At 36.6% G+C, this 18,607-nt stretch carries 19 protein-coding genes; 13 read left to right on the top strand and 6 right to left on the bottom strand.

Translation table 11 applies throughout. The features are described 5' to 3' along the window. Positions 1 to 133 precede the first annotated feature (133 nt). Together QL986_RS03450 and QL986_RS03445 are read right to left on the bottom strand one after the other, a co-directional pair. Entirely contained in the window at positions 134 to 580 is a 447-nt protein-coding gene (locus QL986_RS03450; RefSeq protein WP_016899140.1) for a DsrE family protein, read from the bottom strand. Positions 581 to 626: 46 nt separating this feature from the next. Beyond that, positions 627 to 1,148: a rhodanese-like domain-containing protein gene (locus QL986_RS03445; protein ID WP_058155756.1), complete on the bottom strand. Its 522-nt coding sequence runs from the start codon at positions 1,146 to 1,148 to the stop codon at positions 627 to 629. Positions 1,149 to 1,410: 262 nt separating this feature from the next. Here QL986_RS03445 and QL986_RS03440 point away from each other — a divergent pair, with 262 nt between their 5' ends. The 7 genes from QL986_RS03440 (at position 1,411) to QL986_RS03410 (ending at position 9,631) form a co-directional block, all read left to right on the top strand. After that, on the top strand, positions 1,411 to 2,061 hold the full coding sequence (locus tag QL986_RS03440; protein WP_016899624.1) for a peroxiredoxin: 651 nt from the start codon (positions 1,411 to 1,413) through the stop codon (positions 2,059 to 2,061). 61 nt (positions 2,062 to 2,122) lie between these two features. Next, positions 2,123 to 2,992 (top strand): MBL fold metallo-hydrolase, encoded by an 870-nt coding sequence (locus tag QL986_RS03435; protein ID WP_290191183.1) that lies wholly within the window; start codon positions 2,123 to 2,125, stop codon positions 2,990 to 2,992. 55 nt (positions 2,993 to 3,047) lie between these two features. Continuing rightward, a complete protein-coding gene (locus QL986_RS03430; RefSeq protein WP_290191182.1) occupies positions 3,048 to 3,626 on the top strand; it encodes a DUF3365 domain-containing protein in 579 nt (192 codons plus the stop codon). 241 nt (positions 3,627 to 3,867) lie between these two features. Continuing rightward, positions 3,868 to 5,265, top strand: coding sequence for a cytochrome ubiquinol oxidase subunit I (locus QL986_RS03425; protein ID WP_016899621.1), 1,398 nt, complete (start codon positions 3,868 to 3,870; stop codon positions 5,263 to 5,265). A gap of 3 nt (positions 5,266 to 5,268) precedes the next feature. After that, positions 5,269 to 6,270 carry a cytochrome d ubiquinol oxidase subunit II gene (gene cydB / locus QL986_RS03420; protein ID WP_016899620.1) on the top strand — a complete coding sequence of 334 codons (1,002 nt, stop codon included), beginning with the start codon at positions 5,269 to 5,271 and terminating at the stop codon, positions 6,268 to 6,270. Continuing rightward, a complete protein-coding gene (gene cydD / locus QL986_RS03415) occupies positions 6,271 to 7,998 on the top strand; it encodes a thiol reductant ABC exporter subunit CydD (protein ID WP_058155760.1) in 1,728 nt (575 codons plus the stop codon). It begins immediately after the preceding gene. Next, a complete protein-coding gene (locus QL986_RS03410; RefSeq protein WP_290191181.1) occupies positions 7,982 to 9,631 on the top strand; it encodes an ATP-binding cassette domain-containing protein in 1,650 nt (549 codons plus the stop codon). Before cydD ends, QL986_RS03410 begins: the two co-directional genes overlap by 17 nt. A 631-nt stretch (positions 9,632 to 10,262) precedes the next feature. Here the strand turns inward: QL986_RS03410 and QL986_RS03400 are convergent. The 3 genes from QL986_RS03400 to QL986_RS03390 form a co-directional block, all read right to left on the bottom strand. Continuing rightward, the gene (locus QL986_RS03400) at positions 10,263 to 10,610 is read right to left on the bottom strand and encodes a rhodanese-like domain-containing protein (RefSeq protein WP_064664266.1); all 348 of its coding nucleotides are present in this window, start codon (positions 10,608 to 10,610) and stop codon (positions 10,263 to 10,265) included. 124 nt (positions 10,611 to 10,734) lie between these two features. Then, positions 10,735 to 11,241: a DUF2938 family protein gene (locus tag QL986_RS03395; protein WP_290191180.1), complete on the bottom strand. Its 507-nt coding sequence runs from the start codon at positions 11,239 to 11,241 to the stop codon at positions 10,735 to 10,737. A gap of 16 nt (positions 11,242 to 11,257) precedes the next feature. Next, entirely contained in the window at positions 11,258 to 13,327 is a 2,070-nt protein-coding gene (locus tag QL986_RS03390) for a TonB-dependent receptor (RefSeq protein WP_290191179.1), read from the bottom strand. Between the two features lie 274 nt (positions 13,328 to 13,601). Between QL986_RS03390 and QL986_RS03385 the strand changes: the two genes are divergently transcribed. From QL986_RS03385 to QL986_RS03365, 5 genes are read left to right on the top strand one after another with little or no spacing between them, the layout of a single operon-like run. Continuing rightward, entirely contained in the window at positions 13,602 to 14,408 is an 807-nt protein-coding gene (locus QL986_RS03385) for a sulfite exporter TauE/SafE family protein (protein ID WP_020476975.1), read from the top strand. Between the two features lie 12 nt (positions 14,409 to 14,420). Then, on the top strand, positions 14,421 to 15,275 hold the full coding sequence (locus QL986_RS03380) for an MBL fold metallo-hydrolase (RefSeq protein WP_016900097.1): 855 nt from the start codon (positions 14,421 to 14,423) through the stop codon (positions 15,273 to 15,275). 13 nt (positions 15,276 to 15,288) lie between these two features. After that, positions 15,289 to 15,639, top strand: a complete 351-nt coding sequence (locus tag QL986_RS03375; RefSeq protein WP_016900098.1) for a TIGR01244 family sulfur transferase — start codon at positions 15,289 to 15,291, stop codon at positions 15,637 to 15,639. Continuing rightward, positions 15,636 to 17,312, top strand: a complete 1,677-nt coding sequence (locus tag QL986_RS03370; protein WP_290191178.1) for a bifunctional protein tyrosine phosphatase family protein/NAD(P)/FAD-dependent oxidoreductase — start codon at positions 15,636 to 15,638, stop codon at positions 17,310 to 17,312. Before QL986_RS03375 ends, QL986_RS03370 begins: the two co-directional genes overlap by 4 nt. 36 nt (positions 17,313 to 17,348) lie before the next feature. Further along, positions 17,349 to 17,963 (top strand): class I SAM-dependent methyltransferase, encoded by a 615-nt coding sequence (locus QL986_RS03365; RefSeq protein WP_036955265.1) that lies wholly within the window; start codon positions 17,349 to 17,351, stop codon positions 17,961 to 17,963. Positions 17,964 to 18,012: 49 nt separating this feature from the next. On the opposite strand, the gene QL986_RS03360 is transcribed toward QL986_RS03365, so the two are convergent. Continuing rightward, a complete protein-coding gene (locus QL986_RS03360; protein ID WP_257720507.1) occupies positions 18,013 to 18,135 on the bottom strand; it encodes a hypothetical protein in 123 nt (40 codons plus the stop codon). Positions 18,136 to 18,257: 122 nt separating this feature from the next. Here QL986_RS03360 and QL986_RS03355 point away from each other — a divergent pair, with 122 nt between their 5' ends. After that, positions 18,258 to 18,503 (top strand): YfhL family 4Fe-4S dicluster ferredoxin, encoded by a 246-nt coding sequence (locus tag QL986_RS03355; RefSeq protein ID WP_058155766.1) that lies wholly within the window; start codon positions 18,258 to 18,260, stop codon positions 18,501 to 18,503. Positions 18,504 to 18,607 lie beyond the last annotated feature (104 nt).

The raw sequence follows: 18,607 nt of genomic DNA, 5'->3' as shown, positions 1-18,607 counted from the left end.
CAGTATAAAAAGCTAAACACACTTAGCATGAATAGCTTCTAATAGAATAGAGCTTGGGGGATCTACACGCTCTAGATTTATGTTGATTCAGGACAATACGAATCGTAATGCCTGAATCAGTTACTCACAGTGATTAAAATGATATGACTTTTGTTTCAGCATCAAGCATTTTTTTAGCTATGTGGGGAGGTAAAGCAGGGGTAATACCTTCAATCAAATCAGTTTTTTTAACACCTCTATTAGGTAGATAAAGAGCGCAAACTTGAACTGTTCCCCCCATTTTTATAATGTTTTTCATTAAGCTTTGTGGGCTCATATTTTTAGGCTTTAGCTGTGTTAAAACTGATTGAGGAGCATCGATCAGTGCAATATCGCCGGCTTGCCCACATAAAAGGATATTGACCTCAGCACCTTGTTTTAAAGCTTGTGATGATAAAACCATACCCATTAACTGAGTTTGTGTGTTGTCAGATGTTATAAATGATAAAAGCTTAGGTTTAGTGCCTGCCTTATTATCGTCTGCAAAAGCACTGAAACTAATAGTAGAAGCCAATAATAAGATGACTGTTAATATTCGCATAAAATTTACCTTTTTTAATTCAGTAATTGAGGGCACTTGTTTTTAATTATACTCTCTGGTTCCACGGCATCAACGCTATAATTCTTGCTAGACCACAAAAACCGGTTGCGCCAGCAACAAACAAGCCTGCTGCAATAAATATTATTGGCCAAATGAAAGCGGTCGAAATTGTTAAAGAAAGAGCACAGAACACTAAAATTAGAGTACTTATAGATAATTGAACTTGACGATCTAGTGGCAAAATTGATTTTTCACCTTTACGAACATTATATCCTTCATTGACCCACTCATTTATGCCTCCGCTGATATTGTATATATTCAAATCTGGGTTATGGGCAAGTAACTTTTCACACGCACTTTTACCACGACCGCCTTTTTGGCAATATATTATATAAGCGCTTTTCTCATGTTTAATATCTTCTCCTTTTAGTTTACTCAAAGGGAGTAATTCAGAGCCCTCTATGTGTGAAGTCATGTGTTCTGCTGGTTCACGAACATCAATTATTCCTACATCTTCCCTTTCAATTAACATGAAAGCTTCATTTGCAGATATTTCTTTTGGTTGCATTTTTTATTTTCCTCATGAAATAAAATTATTTAGAACAAGCTGTACTTTATATTAGATTATTCTAATATAAAAGGTGAATACTTTACTAAATTTATAAAATTGAGTTTTACTTTTCGAGGTTGGTAATCTTTTTTAACTCTTAAAGCTTACTTTTTCATCGATAATATTGATTAAGTTAATCTGTTTTTTGATATTGCTTTTAGTTATATGCTTATGCGATATTGATCTTGTCAAAACGATAAACATCAATTAGGAGAATGTTATGACTGAACAAAATGAAAGACAATTACAGTTCCCACAATTAAACAAGCCAGCACCTGCATTTAATGCGAAGACAACTCATGGTAATCGTACACTTGAAGATTACAAAGGTAAGTGGTTAGTGCTTTTCTCGCATCCAGCAGACTTTACTCCGGTATGTACTACCGAGTTCATGGGTTTCGCAAATGCAGCAGAAGAGTTTTCAGCGATGAATACTGAATTATTAGGTTTATCGATTGACAGTATTCATGCGCATATTGCTTGGGTACGTAACATTGAAGAAAACTTTGGTGTGAATATACCTTTCCCAATTATTGCAGATCTTTCAATGGAAGTGGCTCATGCTTATGGCATGGTTCAACCTGGTGCAAGCGATACTGCAGCTGTACGAGCTACGTTTATCATTGACCCTGAGGGGGTAATGCGAGCGATGGTTTATTACCCAATGAGTAATGGTCGCTCAGTAAATGAATTTTTACGTTTAGTTAAAGCACTTCAAACAAGTGATGAAAATTCAGTAGCTACACCAGAGAATTGGGTAGAAGGCGAACCAGTTATTGTACCTCCACCGCATACCGTTGAAGACGCTGCTGGTCGTAAAGATAAAGGATACGATTATGTTGATTGGTACTTTAGTAAAAAATCTCTTTAATACTGTTTAATGAAACGTTAGCCCAAGGATTTCTCCTAGGGCTAACTTCGAGGGAATATTTATGAAAACAAACTATGAGATACAAGAATTTCTTGATCAAGACAGTGAAACATTTAGCTATGTCATTTTTGATAAACAGACAAAGAAAGCTATAGTCATAGACCCTGTATTGGACTTCGATTATAAATCTGGCCGCACTTCTGAGGAGGGGGTTGAGAAAATAGCGAATTATATTAAGAAAAATGAGCTAAATCTTGAGTGGGTGCTAGAAACCCACGCACATGCTGATCATATTTCAGGTGCTCCATTCTTCAAAAAGGTATTTGGTGCAAAAATTGGGATTGGTGAACATATTAAAACGGTCCAAAAAACATTTAAAACGTTATTTAACCTAGAAAAAGAATTTCTACCAAATGGAACTCAGTTCGATAAATTATTTAAAGATGGTGAAATATTTCATATAGGTGAACTTACTATCCGAGTAATGCATACACCTGGGCATACACCTGCCGACTTGGCGTATTTAATTGATGAAAGTGTTGTATTTGTTGGAGATACAATTTTTATGCCGGACGTTGGAACTGCGCGTTGTGACTTTCCGGGTGGGAGCAGTTCACAGCTTTTTGACTCGATAAAAAAAGTATTGGCTTTGCCGGATGAAACAACGATTCAAGTATGCCATGACTACCCAAACGAAGATCGAGATTATCGCCATAGCGTAACGGTTAAAGAGCAAAAGGAGTCTAATATCCATGTCAACAATAGCGTAATAAAAGAGCAATTTATAGAAATGCGTGAAACACGTGATAAAACGCTATCTATGCCGCGCCTTATTTTGCCTGCAATTCAACTTAATGTGAGGGCTGGTAATTTTCCACCTGCAGATAATAACGGTGTAAGTTATTTAAAAGTACCACTAAATCAGCTTTAAAATTATAGCTACTTTTATAGTTAATCTATTTTACAAGAGCTCAGAGGGAAGAGTAATGTTAAAAAACTACTTAGTTTTAATTTTAATCATGGGTTTTACTCCTTTAGCTGTAAATTCAACATCACTTGGTGAAAATAATAAAAGTGTATTGGAGCAAGAAGCACAAAAGCGAATAAAAGAATTCTCGAGCAGTTTAAAGTCGCAGTTAAAGTCAGCTATCAATAAAGGAGGGCTCAGCGCTGGTGTTAAAGTGTGTAGTGAGCAGGCACCAAAAATAGCTGAGCAGTTGTCAACTGACGGTTGGTCTGTTGGTCGTACTAGCTTACGCACCAGAAACACCAGCAATACGGCTGATCAATGGGAACTAAAAACACTGGTTGATTTTGAAAAACTCAAACAACAAGGCATTGAGGTTAATACATTGGCAAAGTCGAATTACGATGAACAAAGTTTTCGTTACATGAAAGCGATACCAACCGGCGGTTTGTGCTTAGCTTGTCATGGCTCCTCAGTCACACCTGAAGTCAAAAAAGTTATTCAGCATTATTACCCTGAAGATAAAGCAATTGGATTTAATGTGGGTGATATTCGTGGCGCGTTTACACTAATAAAACAACTAAAAGCAACTAATTAGTGTAAACAGTACTGAGTTTAGTATTAGCACAATGAATTTTTTATTATATATTTTATTTGAGAGTTGATTTTTTGATCAGATGAAATATAATCCTTATGTTAAAATTTAAGGTGCATATATTAAAATGGAATAAGCGCTGTTAAAAGCCTTTTACTGTTATGAATTACTGGTGAGTTAAATAAATTTTATTCTGCTAAGGTCAATAGATCAGAGCGTAATTTTTAAAATATTAGGAATGGATATGGAACTAGATCCACTTTTACTATCCCGAATACAGTTTGCGTTTGTTGTGTGTTTCCATGCAATATTCCCTGTCTTCACTATAGGCTTGGCAAGCACAATTGCTGGCTTTGAATTCTTATCATTTAAAACGGGTAATCCAATATGGCAAAGGCTCTCTAAATTTTGGATTCAAGTTTTTGCAGTCGTATTTGGTATTGGTGTTGTATCCGGTATCGTCATGTCCTTTCAGTTTGGAACTAACTGGAGTAACTTCTCCTATGCAACCGCAAACTTTTTGGGTCCAGTACTGAGTTACGAGGTTGTGACTGCGTTCTTTTTAGAGGCTGCCTTCTTAGGTGTACTATTATTCGGTAGAGATAAAGTGCCACAAGGTGTTCATCTATTCGCCGCCTGTATGGTTGCGTTAGGTACATTTATATCTTCTTTTTGGATACTTGCAGCTAACTCCCTTATGCAGACGCCTCAGGGATTAGAATTAGTAAATGGCATTTATCATGTTTCTTCATGGTCTGAGGCATTGTTTACTCCCTCGTTTGGATATCGCTTTCTACATATGGCTTTGGCTTCTTTTTTAACTGCGGCATTGGTTGTAGCAGGCGTAAGCGCATGGTTCCTGCTTAAAAACAGAGAGTTTGAAGCTAACCGAAAAGCGCTTTCAATCGCATTATGGTTTTTACTTTTCTTAGCTCCGGCACAAGCGCTTGTAGGTGATTTTCATGGAATTAACACACTTAAATATCAGCCTATGAAAGTAGCTGCAATGGAAGGTAACTGGGAAACACAAAAAGGTGTTCCACTGTTACTATTTGCAATACCTGATAAAGAAGAGCAAACAAATCATTTTGAAGTAAAAATTCCAAAACTAGCCAGCTTCATTTTAACTCATGACTGGGATGGTGAAGTACCAGGCCTTAAAGAAGTGTCCAAAGAAGAGCAGCCACCAGTATTTATTGTATTTTGGTCGTTTAGAATCATGGTTGCGCTTGGCTTTTTAATGATAGGGTTTGCATTGTGGGGCTTAATCTTAAGAAGAAAAGGACAGTACTATAAATCGCCTTTATTTTTAAATGGCTTAAGATTAATGAGTTTAAGCCCGTTTTTTGCTGTTTTAGCTGGTTGGATAGTAACAGAAACTGGCAGAGCGCCTTGGTTGATTTATGGTCAAATGACCCATGCTCAAGGACTAACCCCTTCACTAACCGGCGGTATGGCACTATTTACTTTAGTTGGGTATATCATCGTTTATTCACTCGTATTCAGCTCTGGTGTTTACTACTTATTAAAAGTGTTTAAAGGCGGAATAGAAAAGGCGAGTGCACCACATGAGATGGATGAAATTGAGCGCCCTATGCGTCCGTTTTCTGCAGCACATGTTGCTATCGATGAAAAGGAATAAATTATGGAACAACCATTTGATTTAACCATTATTTGGGCAGGCATTATTGGTTTTGGGATCATGATGTATGTATTAATGGATGGTTTTGACTTAGGGCAGGGGATTTTATTTCCCTTTGCCCCAAACGAAAAAGCACGCGACAAAATGATGAATTCAGTCGCCCCTGTCTGGGATGGAAATGAGACTTGGCTAGTACTTGGTGGTGCGGGTTTACTTGCGGCATTTCCACTGGTTTATTCTGTTTTTTTACCTGCACTATATATAGGTGTTTTTTTATTACTGGCTGGACTGATTTTTAGAGGAGTTGCATTTGAGTTTCGTTTTAAAGCAAAAACGTCAAAACATTTATGGAGCTGGTCATTCTCAGTAGGTTCTATTGTTGCCTCATTTGCTCAAGGAGCGGTCGTTGGTGCTTATATACAGGGCTTTGAAACAGAGGGTTTTGTATATTCTGGTGGCCCGCTTGATTGGTTAAGTGTATTTACCATATTGACCGGATTAGGATTGGTTGTAGGTTATGCATTATTGGGAAGTACTTGGCTCATAATGAAAACTGATGGTGAAGTACAAGAGTGGGCTTATAAAATTACGCCAAAATTACTAGTCGCATTTTTAGTTATGTTTGCAATTGTATGTGTTTATACCCCTTACATCGATGACAGCGTTATGAGCAGATGGTTTGATGAGATAAGCTTGTTATGGATAATTCCTGTTTTAGTGATTTATTGTGCTTACGTTGTTTATCGTTCAGTTAAAAAGCAAAGTGACGGTATGCCGTTTGTAGCAACAATGGGTATTTTCTTGTTTAGTTACATAGGCTTATTAGCCAGTAAATGGCCATATATTGTCCCACCTAAGTTTACTATTTGGGACGCTGCTTCGTCGTATAATTCTCAGTTATTTTTACTTATAGGGTTTCTTTTTGTTATCCCTATTGTATTAGGTTACACAAGCTGGAGTTACTGGGTATTTAGAGGGAAAGTTAAGGATACTGGTTACCACTAGATGCTTAAGAAAAATAAACCCGCCAGTGAGAGTGCAGCTCTCACTGGCAAGCTGTTTTTAAAACGCTACAGTAAAAAACAGTCATTTTTACTATATGCGGCTGTATTGTCAGGAACAGCCTCCACGTTACTTCTTTTAATTCAGTGGGTTACTTTTAGCTATTTGGCGCACTCCTTATTCATTGAAAAAGCACAATTAAATGATTTATATGGCTCCCTTATCGTGCTTTTTACCTCACTAATTGGCCAACCTTTATTTATAAGGTTGCAAGTTAATTTGAGTCAAAAAGCCAGTGTGCGAATCAGAAATGATATTCGGCTATCAATTTTAGCTAAATGGCGGATGTCGAGCCCTTTGGTGTTAAAAAAACACTCCGCAGGGGCCTCTGCAGCTCAATGGATAGAAGAAGTTGAATCTATGGATAGCTACTTCTCTAGATATTGGCCGCAGCAAAATTTAGCTATTATATCTCCTATTTTAATATTAAGCGTTATTGCTTGGCTTGATTGGCTATCGGCATTGCTTTTACTTATTTCTGCGCCTCTTATTCCGTTATTTATGATTTTGGTGGGAATGGGCGCTGAAAAAGTTAATCAGAAGTATTCATTGATCCGTCAGCGTTTGGCTGGTCACTTTTTAGATAGAGTGGCAAATCTTGATTATATTAAATTATTGCGCTCAGAAAGCGCAATTTATGACGAGGTTAAAGTTAATAGTGAAGGTTACAGAACCGTTGTAATGAAAACGCTTAAGCTCGCATTCTTATCCTCAACGGTATTAGAGTTTTTTACAAGTGTCGCGATTGCTAGCTTGGCAATCTATATTGGTTTTTCTTTATATGGGTCAATCGATTGGGGACCCGCAAGCGAACTTACTTTATTTTCAGGGTTAGCAATTCTTATTTTAGCACCTGAATTTTTTCAACCACTTAGAAATTTAGCTGCATTTTACCATGACAGAGCGACTGCTTTAGGCTCTGCTAATAACCTCGTCTTATTGCTTGATAGCGATGAATGTGATGAAAAAAGCACTACAAGTAAAAAGTATTATAATTTAAGTGTACCTGATAGTGGTTCAGAGCAACACATTGCGGTTAGATTGCAAAACTTAGTCATTGGATACAACCAGAAGTTACCACTTCCTCATACAATTAATATTGATATACAACAAGCACAAATGTTAAGTATTACGGGGCCTTCGGGTGCAGGTAAGTCAACACTTTTAAACACACTTGCAGGATATACAGCACCGATAGCGGGCACTATGAGTATTTATCCGCAAGCAGCACCCATTGCGTACTTGCCTCAAAGAGGGTGGATAAAAAATGACACCGTTTTTAATAATTTAAAAGTGTTAGCACCTAATGCCACAAAAGAGCAGATGTTTGATGCGCTTCGAATTGTTGGTCTTGATAAAGAGTTATTACAAAAACACACGGGTTTAAATACTCTTATTGGCGAACATGGGCAAGGTTTATCTGGCGGGCAAATTCAGCGTATTAGTATTGCAAGAGTATTATTAAATCCAGCACCATTGATTTTATTAGATGAACCCACTTCTAAGTTAGATAGATTGAGTAAAAAATATATTATCAGTGCGCTTAAAATACTTAAAAAAGAGCGTATATTAATTGTTGCCTCGCACGACCCATTACTTTTGAATATTGCTGATGCCCATTTAGATTTATCAATAACAAGCACAGAGGATGACAATGAAGTATTGGTTTAAACTTTTATACCAAAGTCAAAAAAAACGTCTTTTTTTAGGTGTTTTCTGGGCTTTATTAACTGTTATTTCAGGTGTGAGTTTATTGATGGTATCGGGCTGGTTTATCACAGCTACAGCATTAACGGGTATTGCAATAAGCTTGGGCATTACTTCTATATTAAATTTATATATACCCGGCTCCGGTATTCGTTTTTTTGCATTAAGTAGAACGATCTCTCGGTATATAGAAAGAATTTACAACCACGATACTATTTTAAGATTAATATCTGTTTTTAGATTATCTCTTTTTAATAATCTTTCAAAATCAACCATAGAGCAGTTGAGAGCTCGTTCTGATAGCGAATGGCTTAGTAAGCTAACGGTTAACTTAGATGCACTTGATAGTTTACTTCTTCGTTATATTGTCCCGCCAATTATTTCAGTATTACTGATCACTATATTAACTGTATTTACCGGCTTTATTTGGTTGGACTTTGCATTGTATTTTGCTTTGTTTTTATTATTTGGTATTACCTCAGTAATTGCAATAACAACCAAGTTTACAGCTAAGCTTTCATATAAATATGCCAGTATGATGGACGAGTTTAGGCAAAAAATAATTGAGCACTTAAGTGGCGCCTTTGAGCTAAAGTCAATAGGGTTAATGCAACATCATGAGCAGATTATTATTGACGAATTGGCGTTATTTAACTCTCTGCAAGAACAGCTGAATGCAAGAATTGCTAATGTTCAGCTAATTTTTGATTCATTATTAAATATTGCATTGTTTGTTGTGGTTGTGAGTGCTTTTTTTGCAGTTAATGAACAGCTCATAAGTGAAGCACAAGCAATTATGCTCGTAATGATGCTGATAGGTACCTATGAGGTTGTTCAAAGTTTACCTAATCATTTTAGCTCTTGGGGGCAGACTTCTTTTGCAGCGACAAAACTAGCAGCTTTATCCCGTTCTAATCCATCAAGTAAATACAAAGAGATTAAGCCCCTAAGCGATATTAAAATTGATATAAAAAATCATAATAAAATACCTAAAAGCTTAGATACGCCTCTTAGTTTATCTATAAAACAGACCCAGTGTGTTTCAATTATTGGCCGCTCTGGTACTGGTAAATCAACGTTTGCTAATTTGTTAATGGGTATTGAAAGCATTGATTCAGCTCATGGAGGTGTTTACATTAACCAAATAAACCTGCAAGAGATAGCATCTAATAGTTGGTATAAAAAAGTGAGCTACCTACCTCAAAGTGATGCCATTTTTTCAGGAACACTTGGTTATAATTTAATATTAGGTTTAGATGGCATTTCAGAGGGTGATATTTGGTCAGTTCTAAAAACAGTAGAGCTATACGATTGGGCGATTAATTTACCTGATGGTTTAAATTATTGGTTGGGTGAAACCGGAGGTATTGTCTCTGGCGGACAGGCAAGACGTATTTGTTTGGCAAGATTATTACTTCGAAGCCCTGAATTAGTGGTTTTAGATGAACCCTTTAGTAATCTTGATGAATCAATGGCGTGTCGAGTATGGGCTAATATGGCTCCTTGGTTAGCTAAAAAAACAATTGTGTTGTTAACTCATGAAACCCCTCAATTTTTAAGGAATAAAACTGCTGATTTAGTAATATCGCTTGATTAATTTATGTAAATTTTAACTTGTTGATTTTTGATGACTGACAAGTATAAGTTTTGAATGAAGTCTATACTTAAAGTTAATATTTAATTAAATAAGTCGAAATGCTCTATAACTCAAGGTTAGATATTAGGGTCTGTTGACCTTTGCGGATTAAAATTTGTTCAAACTAGGGGCGGTTTAATCGCGGCGCGAGGTTTGTAACCTAGTGGGCTAAGTAAAAACCAGGCAAAGCTTCCGCGTCCTGCTCACTCCCCTTACCTACATCCATGTAGGCAACAAAGAGTAAATCGCTTCTAGGCAGATCCCTTCGCGCAGCGCCTGTTTGGCATTGATGCTGCGTTATCGCCTATTTATGGGGAATAACCACACCACATAGGCTCTGCCTTGCCTAAATACCAAACAGACTGCTGCAAATTTAACCTTGAAAGATCAACAGACCCTAACGTAATTAGCTTTTCTTCGTTCATAATATGAAAAAACTAAATATCAAAAATTGTTTTTTTAGAGTTAAGTGAGGGCTTTAATAATATATAGTTAAAAGTAAGTTTAAATTAGTACTTACTTTTAACCTAAGCTCTAATCCCGGTCCTTTTCGTTGGACAGGACAAGCATTTGTAACAAGAATCTATAATTTTTATGCTACTTTTTTATATTCATTTAGACCGCCTGCAATGTATTTTGCATTTACATAACCCATAGACCTGAGGGTGGCCGCCGATAATGCCCCTCGGTTATTAGCATTGCAGTAGCATAATATTTCAGTATTTAAATCTGGAAGCTTAGATTCTATGAGCATTTCCAATTTTCCCCGACTTATATTTAATGAGCCTGTAATATGGCCATTTGCATGTTCATCAGGGTCTCTTATATCAAGTGCTATTGCCCCCGATGCAATCAACTGGTTGACCGTATTGGCTTCTACTTTTTCGACTTGAGTTTGGGCTATATTTGCCAAGTTTTGGAATTTTTCAGTGTATTTCATAGGTCACCTTTTGGTTATAAAGTAGTAAATTAAAAATATTAGATAGTATATTTTTCATAAAGCCACTCGCTTTTAATTTTCAGCTCACGGTAATACGGCTGGTGTGAAGCTTATTGCATTGGTTTTACCTGTTAGTTTTAACGCTTTTGATTAATATTCCACCGATGTAAAGTGCAACCCCAAAAGCAACATGAGACACAATTACCTTTGTAATAACAAACATGGGGTTGGGAGTTAAGTAACCGGCAATACCCATTCCCATACCCGGTTGCATGATTAAATAAGGAATAACAACGGTAACCATACCTATGATTATTGCAGGTTTAAACATTGGCTTTTCAAGCCATTTTAATCCAAATACAAGGAGTAGAAGGGCAGCAAATACAATACCTATAAAATAATGGCCTAACCAGCCAGCTAATAGCTCATAGGGCAGTGCTGGAGATGCTTTTATAGAAGCATGGTAAAACTGACCATCAAGCATATAAAGCATCCACCGGCCTATAAATTCATATTTGGTGAGCGGGGTATCAAATAGGTAATGTCGACTCCAATTCCAAGTATCTAACATTGCAGTTGCGAGAGTACCTAATATAATTGAATAAAAGCTGAGCTTGACGAGGTATTTCATTTTAATCTCCACAGGGTTATACCAAAGGAATGGATACAGATAAACGAACATTTCGCCCCATTCCTAATGTGTAACCTTTATAAGTATCTAAAAAATTTCGATATGATTTATCAAAAAGGTTATCTATTTTAAGTTGAATAAAAAAAGGCTTATCAAGCAACAGTGAATCTGCCGATGCACTAATCCCAAAAAGCCCATAGCTTTTAGTTGACGCGGTTCCAAAAGGTAAATCATCATATTGGGAGAATGGCTCATAAGCCCCAGCTGATTGTTTATCTGCATAAAAAGAATAGTTAGCGTTGAGCTGTAGATTTTTTGTTAGCTTTGTATTGTCAAACAAATAATTCACTGCAATGTAGCCACTATCCGCAGGCATCATAGGAAGTTCTTCAGTTGTTTGCGCTAACTCACTATTGATCCATGTATAGTTTGCTTCGACGGACGTTTTTTCATTAATCTTCCAATTTAGTTCAGCTTCTACACCATCTATAGTGGCGTTGTTTTGTTTTTGAACGTATATGGGGAGCGAAGAGTTATGATCAAACGATAAGGAGTTTGCTTGGTATATATAGTCGTCTATTTTGTTATGGAAATAGGTTATTGTACTACCTAGTTTATTTCCTAAATAAGTTAAGCCAATTTCTTTATTTAAGGAATATTCTTCTTTTAGTTCAGGGTTACCTATTTGATATGCAGCCACACCACCATGAACACCATTTGCGTAAAGGTCGAATATTGAAGGAGCTCTAAAACCTCGTGCAATCCTGTTCATCAATAGCCATTGGTTGTCAAGCTTCCATGTTATACCAATTGATCCACTCAGTGCCTGCCATTGGTGTTCTGTAAAATCATTAACCCATGCTTGTTCTTTATTAATAGCTTGTTGTTTTATTGAGTCATAGCGAGCACCGAACTCAGCTATATATAGATCTGAGTCTAATACTTCATATAAAAATATCGCTTTGGAATTATAGTCAGCATCCGGTACAAGTGTGCCGATTGAGGTATTCTGATTTTTACTAACAAGCTCAGTGCCAAATTGGCCCTTCCAACCATGTACTTGTGGGTGATTGAGTGAAATAGTGGCTTGCTTTCGCTCTAAAGAGATAGCTAAATCTTTATTATATTCCGTTAATTGTTGATAGGAAGCGCCTGTTACTGCATCCCTCTCATTCTTTTGTAGACTTAGTTTAATATTAGCTGACCACTCAGATAAAAACTCATAATTTAAGTTTGCTGCAAAGTTTTCGTTACGTAACTTTTGACCTGTAGGAAGGCCATTCGGTTGTAAGAAGTTTTGATCGTTATTCCAAATGTTTATGCGAAAGTCCGCATTTAAGTGGTGGGCGGAATACCCTATGGCGACATCAGCATTTTTAATATTGAAGTCTGTAAAAGGAATTTTACCGGTAAACTTCGGAGCATTTAGTGTTTGTGAATCGTAATAAGATTGAGTGTTTGGTGTTTTGAAATTATCAGCCGCAGACTCAGTTAAAGCTGCGTTCCAGCCCCATCGGTTTGAGCCACCTGACAAACTCATATTATAATCTTTTTGTGAGTTATTCGTTTGATACGATAGCCCTAAATTAGCATCAGAAATAATGTTATCTGCGCCAATGGGAATATCGCTGCTTATTAAATTAACAACGCCACCTATTGCATCTGCACCATATAAGACACTCATCGGCCCTTTTACTAACTCTATTCTTTGGGCCACTACAGGTGTTAAACCTGGAGGATGACGAACACCAAACTGTAAAAAGTCTTGCGCCACTGAATTCCATAAAATTTTTATTCTATTTCCACTCAAACCTCTGATCACTGGCTTCCCAGACTGGCTGCCTGTTGATATTGAGCTAACACCGCTGTAACTGGCTAATGAATCACCTAAAGATAAAGTCTGTTTTAAGCTCTTTTCTTGCCCATCTAGTATTTTTATTGCTGCTGCAGAATCAAGAACCTTAGTAGCGAAAGGAGAAGCGGTTACAGTTATTCGGTCTATTTCTGAATAACTATGCTTGTCTTGATTTGCAAATAAAGAATTAGAAAACAGCAGTAAAAAAAATATCAATTTAATTTGATTCATACTTAGCCCTTACAAAAAGTAAGATGTTATATTATATCTTAAAAATTAAATTGACAAGGTTGGGTTTGTTTGTTTTAAACATTAGTGTTGTCTAATGTTGATTTTTATTCATATAAATCAATGGCTTTAATGTTGATAAAAATTATTTCGCTGGCTGATTTTCCATTATCTTAAAAATAGATTGCGTGATTCACCTTTTTTAATTAGACATATTCCCTCTCAGTTGTTATAACATTTAATTATATTATATTCTTTTTGGTTTGAGGTTTGCGGTATGGTTATTCTTGGATATTTAATGGCCGTTTTTATGGGGCTAATTCTTGGTGTTATAGGGGGAGGGGGTTCAATACTTACAGTTCCTATACTTGTTTACCTAATGGGAATTTCACCAGATATCGCAACTGGATATTCATTACTTTTAGTTGGAGCTACAGCTGCATTTGGAGCAATTCGATATTTTCGTGAAGGGCTAGTTGACATAAAAGCTTCAATACTTTTTGCGATACCGTCAATTGTAGCTGTATATCTTACTCGTGCTTTTTTAATGCCAAATATCCCTGACGACATACTTTTGTCGCCCATACATATCACTAAAAATACAGCGATTATGGTTTTATTTGCCATCTTAATGTTGGCATCGGCTGTAATGATGTTACGTAAAGCGTATAAATCTCAAACTGTAACTAACTCCGCACCTGCTATCTCAAACTCTAGTTCTAGAGTTGCTTTAATAATGACTGAAGGCGCTGTAGTTGGTTTAGTGACAGGTGTTTTAGGGGCTGGAGGTGGCTTTTTAATTATACCTGCACTTGTTTTGTTTTTAGGTATGCCGATGAAAAACGCGGTTGGTGCTTCACTTTTTATTATTGCGCTTAAATCATTACTCGGATTTGTTGGCGATTTACAAGCAGGTATTTCTCTCGAAGTGCCGTTGCTTCCACTTATGCTCGTTGCCACCTTTATCGGTATGGCTATTTCAACAAAAGTAGCGAGTAAATTAGACGGTGCTTCATTGCAAAAGTTCTTTGCCTTTTTCACTTTGATAATCGCCATTTTTATTATTTCTAAAGAGTTAATCTAGAAGGAAAAAACTATGAACGTTGAAACATTTTACGACACAACAACCGCTACTTTTACTTATGTTATTGTTGATAAAGCAACAAGTAAGTGCGCTGTTATTGATTCTGTACTTGATTATGACGCTTTTTCAGGAAAGTCATCAACTGTTAATGCAGACAAAGTGATTGAGTTTATTAATAGCAACAATTTACAGAATGAATGGATTTTAGAGACTCATGTTCATGCAGATCACATAACAGCTGCCCACTATCTAAAAACAAAGGTTGGAGGAAAAATAGGCATTGGCAGCGGTATCAAAGAAGTATTAGATACTTGGTTACCTGTATTCGAAATGTGTGATGACACGCCAAGCGATGGAAGTCAGTACGATGTATTATTTGAAGAAGGTGATACATTTAATATTGGTGATCTTAATGTAACCGTTTGGCATACACCGGGTCATACACCTGCTTGCGCAAGCTATTTAGTTAATAACTCAATTTTTGTCGGTGACACCATGTTTGCACCCCACCTTGGGACTGCTAGATGTGACTTCCCAGGCGGTAGTGCAAAAGATTTATATAATACAATCCAGCGATTCTTTACTTTGAGTGATGATACAAAGGTTTACTTAGGTCATGATTACCCTAAAGAAGGTTCATCACCACTCTCTTGTATTTCAATTGCTCAAGCCAAATCTGAAAATGTTCAAGTCTCGCCAAGTGTAACAATGCAAGAATACATTACCAAGCGTGAAAAAAGAGATGCGACATTAGCAGTGCCTAAATTACTACTACCAGCAATTCAATGTAACTTGAGAAATGGCCAATTTTTAATATCTGAACAGACAGGCAAACCTTTTATTAGAGTTCCTGTTAATTCAATATAGTTGGAGAGATGTTATGAATATTAAAAAGTTATCTGATGATGTATCAGTTTCACCCCAAATAAATATTGAAGACTGTACGGAAATATTAAAAATGGGGTTTAAGAGCATTATTTGTAACAGACCCGATGGTGAGTGCGAAACACAGCCCTCATTTTCTTCTATTAATGAACAAGCTCATGAGCTTGGTATATTAACTTATTATCTACCAGTCATTAGCGGTGCTATTACAGAAGAAAACAAGCAAGAATTCGAGTTTGCCCTTAGTAAGCTACCAAAACCTATTCTTGCATATTGCAGAACGGGCACTCGTTCAGGGATTCTTTATTCAATGGTTAGTGCAAATAGTGAGGGTGAACGATTATGACCTTTAAGCGAGTAACACCTGAATTATCTGTATCAGCACAGATAACGCTGAACGATTTGCAGCATATAAAAGAGCAAGGCTTTAAATCTATTGTCTGTAATAGACCTGATGGTGAGGGGGCTGATCAAATTAGTTTTGCTGCAATAGAAAAACAAGCAAATAATTTAGGCTTAAATTGCCATTACTTACCTGTTGTAAGTAGTAAGGTGACCGATGATGATATTAAAAACTTTGAAAATATTGTTAGAGACTTACCGAAACCTATTTTAGCTTATTGTAGAACAGGTACTCGCTCAATCACGCTATGGGCCATGAGTGCACCAAAAACATATTCTCATGAAGAGATTTTAAATTTATCACAAAAAGCGGGCTATGATTTAAGTGGTGTTATTAGACGTTTAAAAAATAATGGTGAAACGCAAATCAGTAAAGCTGATTTTGCTTACCCTATTGTAATAATAGGTGCTGGGGCAGGTGGTGTCGCTGTTGCTGCGAGTATTAAGTCACGTTCACCAGAGAGTGAAATAGTTATCATTGAGCCCAATGAAATACATTATTACCAACCTGGTTGGACATTAGTTGGCAGAGGGGTTTTTACTCCTGAACAAACGGTTAAAACTACAGCGTCGGTAATACCTGATGGTGTAAAGTGGCTTAAAGGTGCAGCAGCTGCATTTATACCCGATGAAAACTTGATAATAATTGACGGTTGTAGAACGGTTAAGTACGAACATTTGGTAGTATGTCCTGGAATTAAGCTTGATTGGCATAAAATTGATGGGCTCAGCGAAACATTAGGTGAAAATGGCGTAACCTCAAATTATAGGTACGATTTAGCACCCTATACTTGGGAGTTGGTGCAAAACCTCAAGAAGGGAAAGGCGGTGTTCTCTCAGCCACCAATGCCGATAAAGTGTGCCGGAGCTCCCCAAAAAGCCATGTATTTATCATCCGACTACTGGTTTAAAAACAAAGTAATTAATAATATAGATGTGGAGTTTTACAATAAAGGCGAAGTTCTTTTTGGTGTTAAAGAGTATGTACCTGCTCTACTAGAGTATATTAAAAAGTACGATGTCAATATGAATTTCAATCATGAGTTAATTGCTGTTGATGGAAAGCAAAAAATAGCGACTTTTAAAGTGGTTAATGGCGAAAATGAATCTGTGGAAAAAGTTAAATTTGATATGTTGCATGTCGTGCCCCCTCAATCTGCTCCAGATTTTATTAAAGTGAGCCCACTTGTCGATGAAAATGGCTGGATAGATGTTGACCAATCAACACTACAGCATAAAAAGTTTAGTAATATTTTTGCATTAGGTGATGCTACTAATGCGCCAAACGCAAAAACGGCTGCTGCTGCAAGAATGCAGGCACCAGTTGTTGCTACTAATCTTTTATATGCGAGAGGATTATCTAAATATCAAGCTATATATAACGGTTATGGTAGCTGTCCACTGACTGTTGAACTTGGCAAAGTCGTATTAGCTGAATTTGGTTATGGTGGTAAAGTAATGAATAGCTTTCCGTCATGGATTATTAATGGTAAACGCCCATCTAGACTTGCTTGGCGACTAAAAGAAAAGTTGTTGCCGCCTATTTATTGGTTAGGCATGTTAAAAGGCAGAGAGTGGATGGCAAAACCAGAGAAGTTATCAGATAAATCAGACTAGCAACCCTACTAACTTTGATAACAATAAGGCTTAATAATGAATAATCCTGTTGACTTTTGGGACGACCGATTTGCATCAAGTGACTATGCTTATGGCAAAGAGCCTAATGATTTTTTAAAAGCAAATACACATTACATTACGGGCGAAAAAATATTGTGTTTAGCTGAAGGGGAAGGGCGTAATGCTGTTTATCTAGCCAAGCTAGGTTACGAAGTTACTTTAGTTGACTTTTCAAGTGCCGCCCTTTCTAAGGCTAAAGCCTTAGCACAAGAGCAACAAGTTGAGATAACAATTGTTCAAAGTGATCTGTCACAGTATCAAATAGCTGAAAATAGCTGGGATGCAATTATTATGATATTTGCACACCTTCCACCAGCAATTAGAAGGCAGGTGCATTCTCAGTGTGTGTCTGGATTATCAGACAATGGTGTACTTATAATTGAAGGTTATACGCCTTTGCAACTTAATAACAACACCGGTGGCCCAAAAGACGAATCGCTTCTATATACTCAACCAATGTTTATTAATGATTTTTCAGCACTTTCATTTATTATTTTTCATGAAGTAGAGCGAGAAATAAGTGAAGGGGTTTATCACTGTGGTAAAAGTAACACATTGCAACTTGTCGCGTTAAATCGAGATCATAATTAAAGCTTAAAATTAAAAACACAAACTACCATAAACTTTGAATCGATATTATTTAATAACGCTTTAATACCTGTTCGATAGACGTTGGCGCATTCTTGCCTTGAGTTGGCACTTTTGTTAAGTCATATAAACGAGTTAAGTCGTCGAGTGTTTGCCAAAAAAGTAATAGCTGCATGAATGAAATTAGTCGAGTAATTTCAAAATTTTTTATTGTTTGAGATCAATAAAGTAACAAAGAATAAAGTGCATAATTTACGACTGTAATTTTATGCTAGTAATAAGCAATGAGGTTAGAAAGTGGCTTTATTAATAAATAATAAATGCATTAACTGTGATATGTGCGACCCCGAGTGCCCAAATGAAGCCATTTATATGGGCGCTAAAATTTATCAAATAGATTCAGATAAATGCACCGAATGTGTGGGTCATTACGACAAGCCAACGTGCGTGAGCGTATGCCCCATTGATTGTATAAAGCCCGACCCTAATCACCGAGAAACTATAGATGAGCTGGCAGAAAAATATGTGAGGTTAATGGGTTAGTTACTTAATATGTAGATTAATTATATGTTTTTCTGAGAAAGCTAAGTGCATTGTAACTAATTAGTTATTGTTTATTTTTGGCATAGTTCCCACATACAATTAAA

The organism is Pseudoalteromonas sp. APC 3250, from assembly GCF_030407915.1.
Taxonomy (GTDB): domain Bacteria; phylum Pseudomonadota; class Gammaproteobacteria; order Enterobacterales; family Alteromonadaceae; genus Pseudoalteromonas; species Pseudoalteromonas tetraodonis.
The sequence above is the reverse complement of the archived record's forward strand: the minus strand, read 5'-3'. Positions and strand labels throughout refer to the sequence as shown.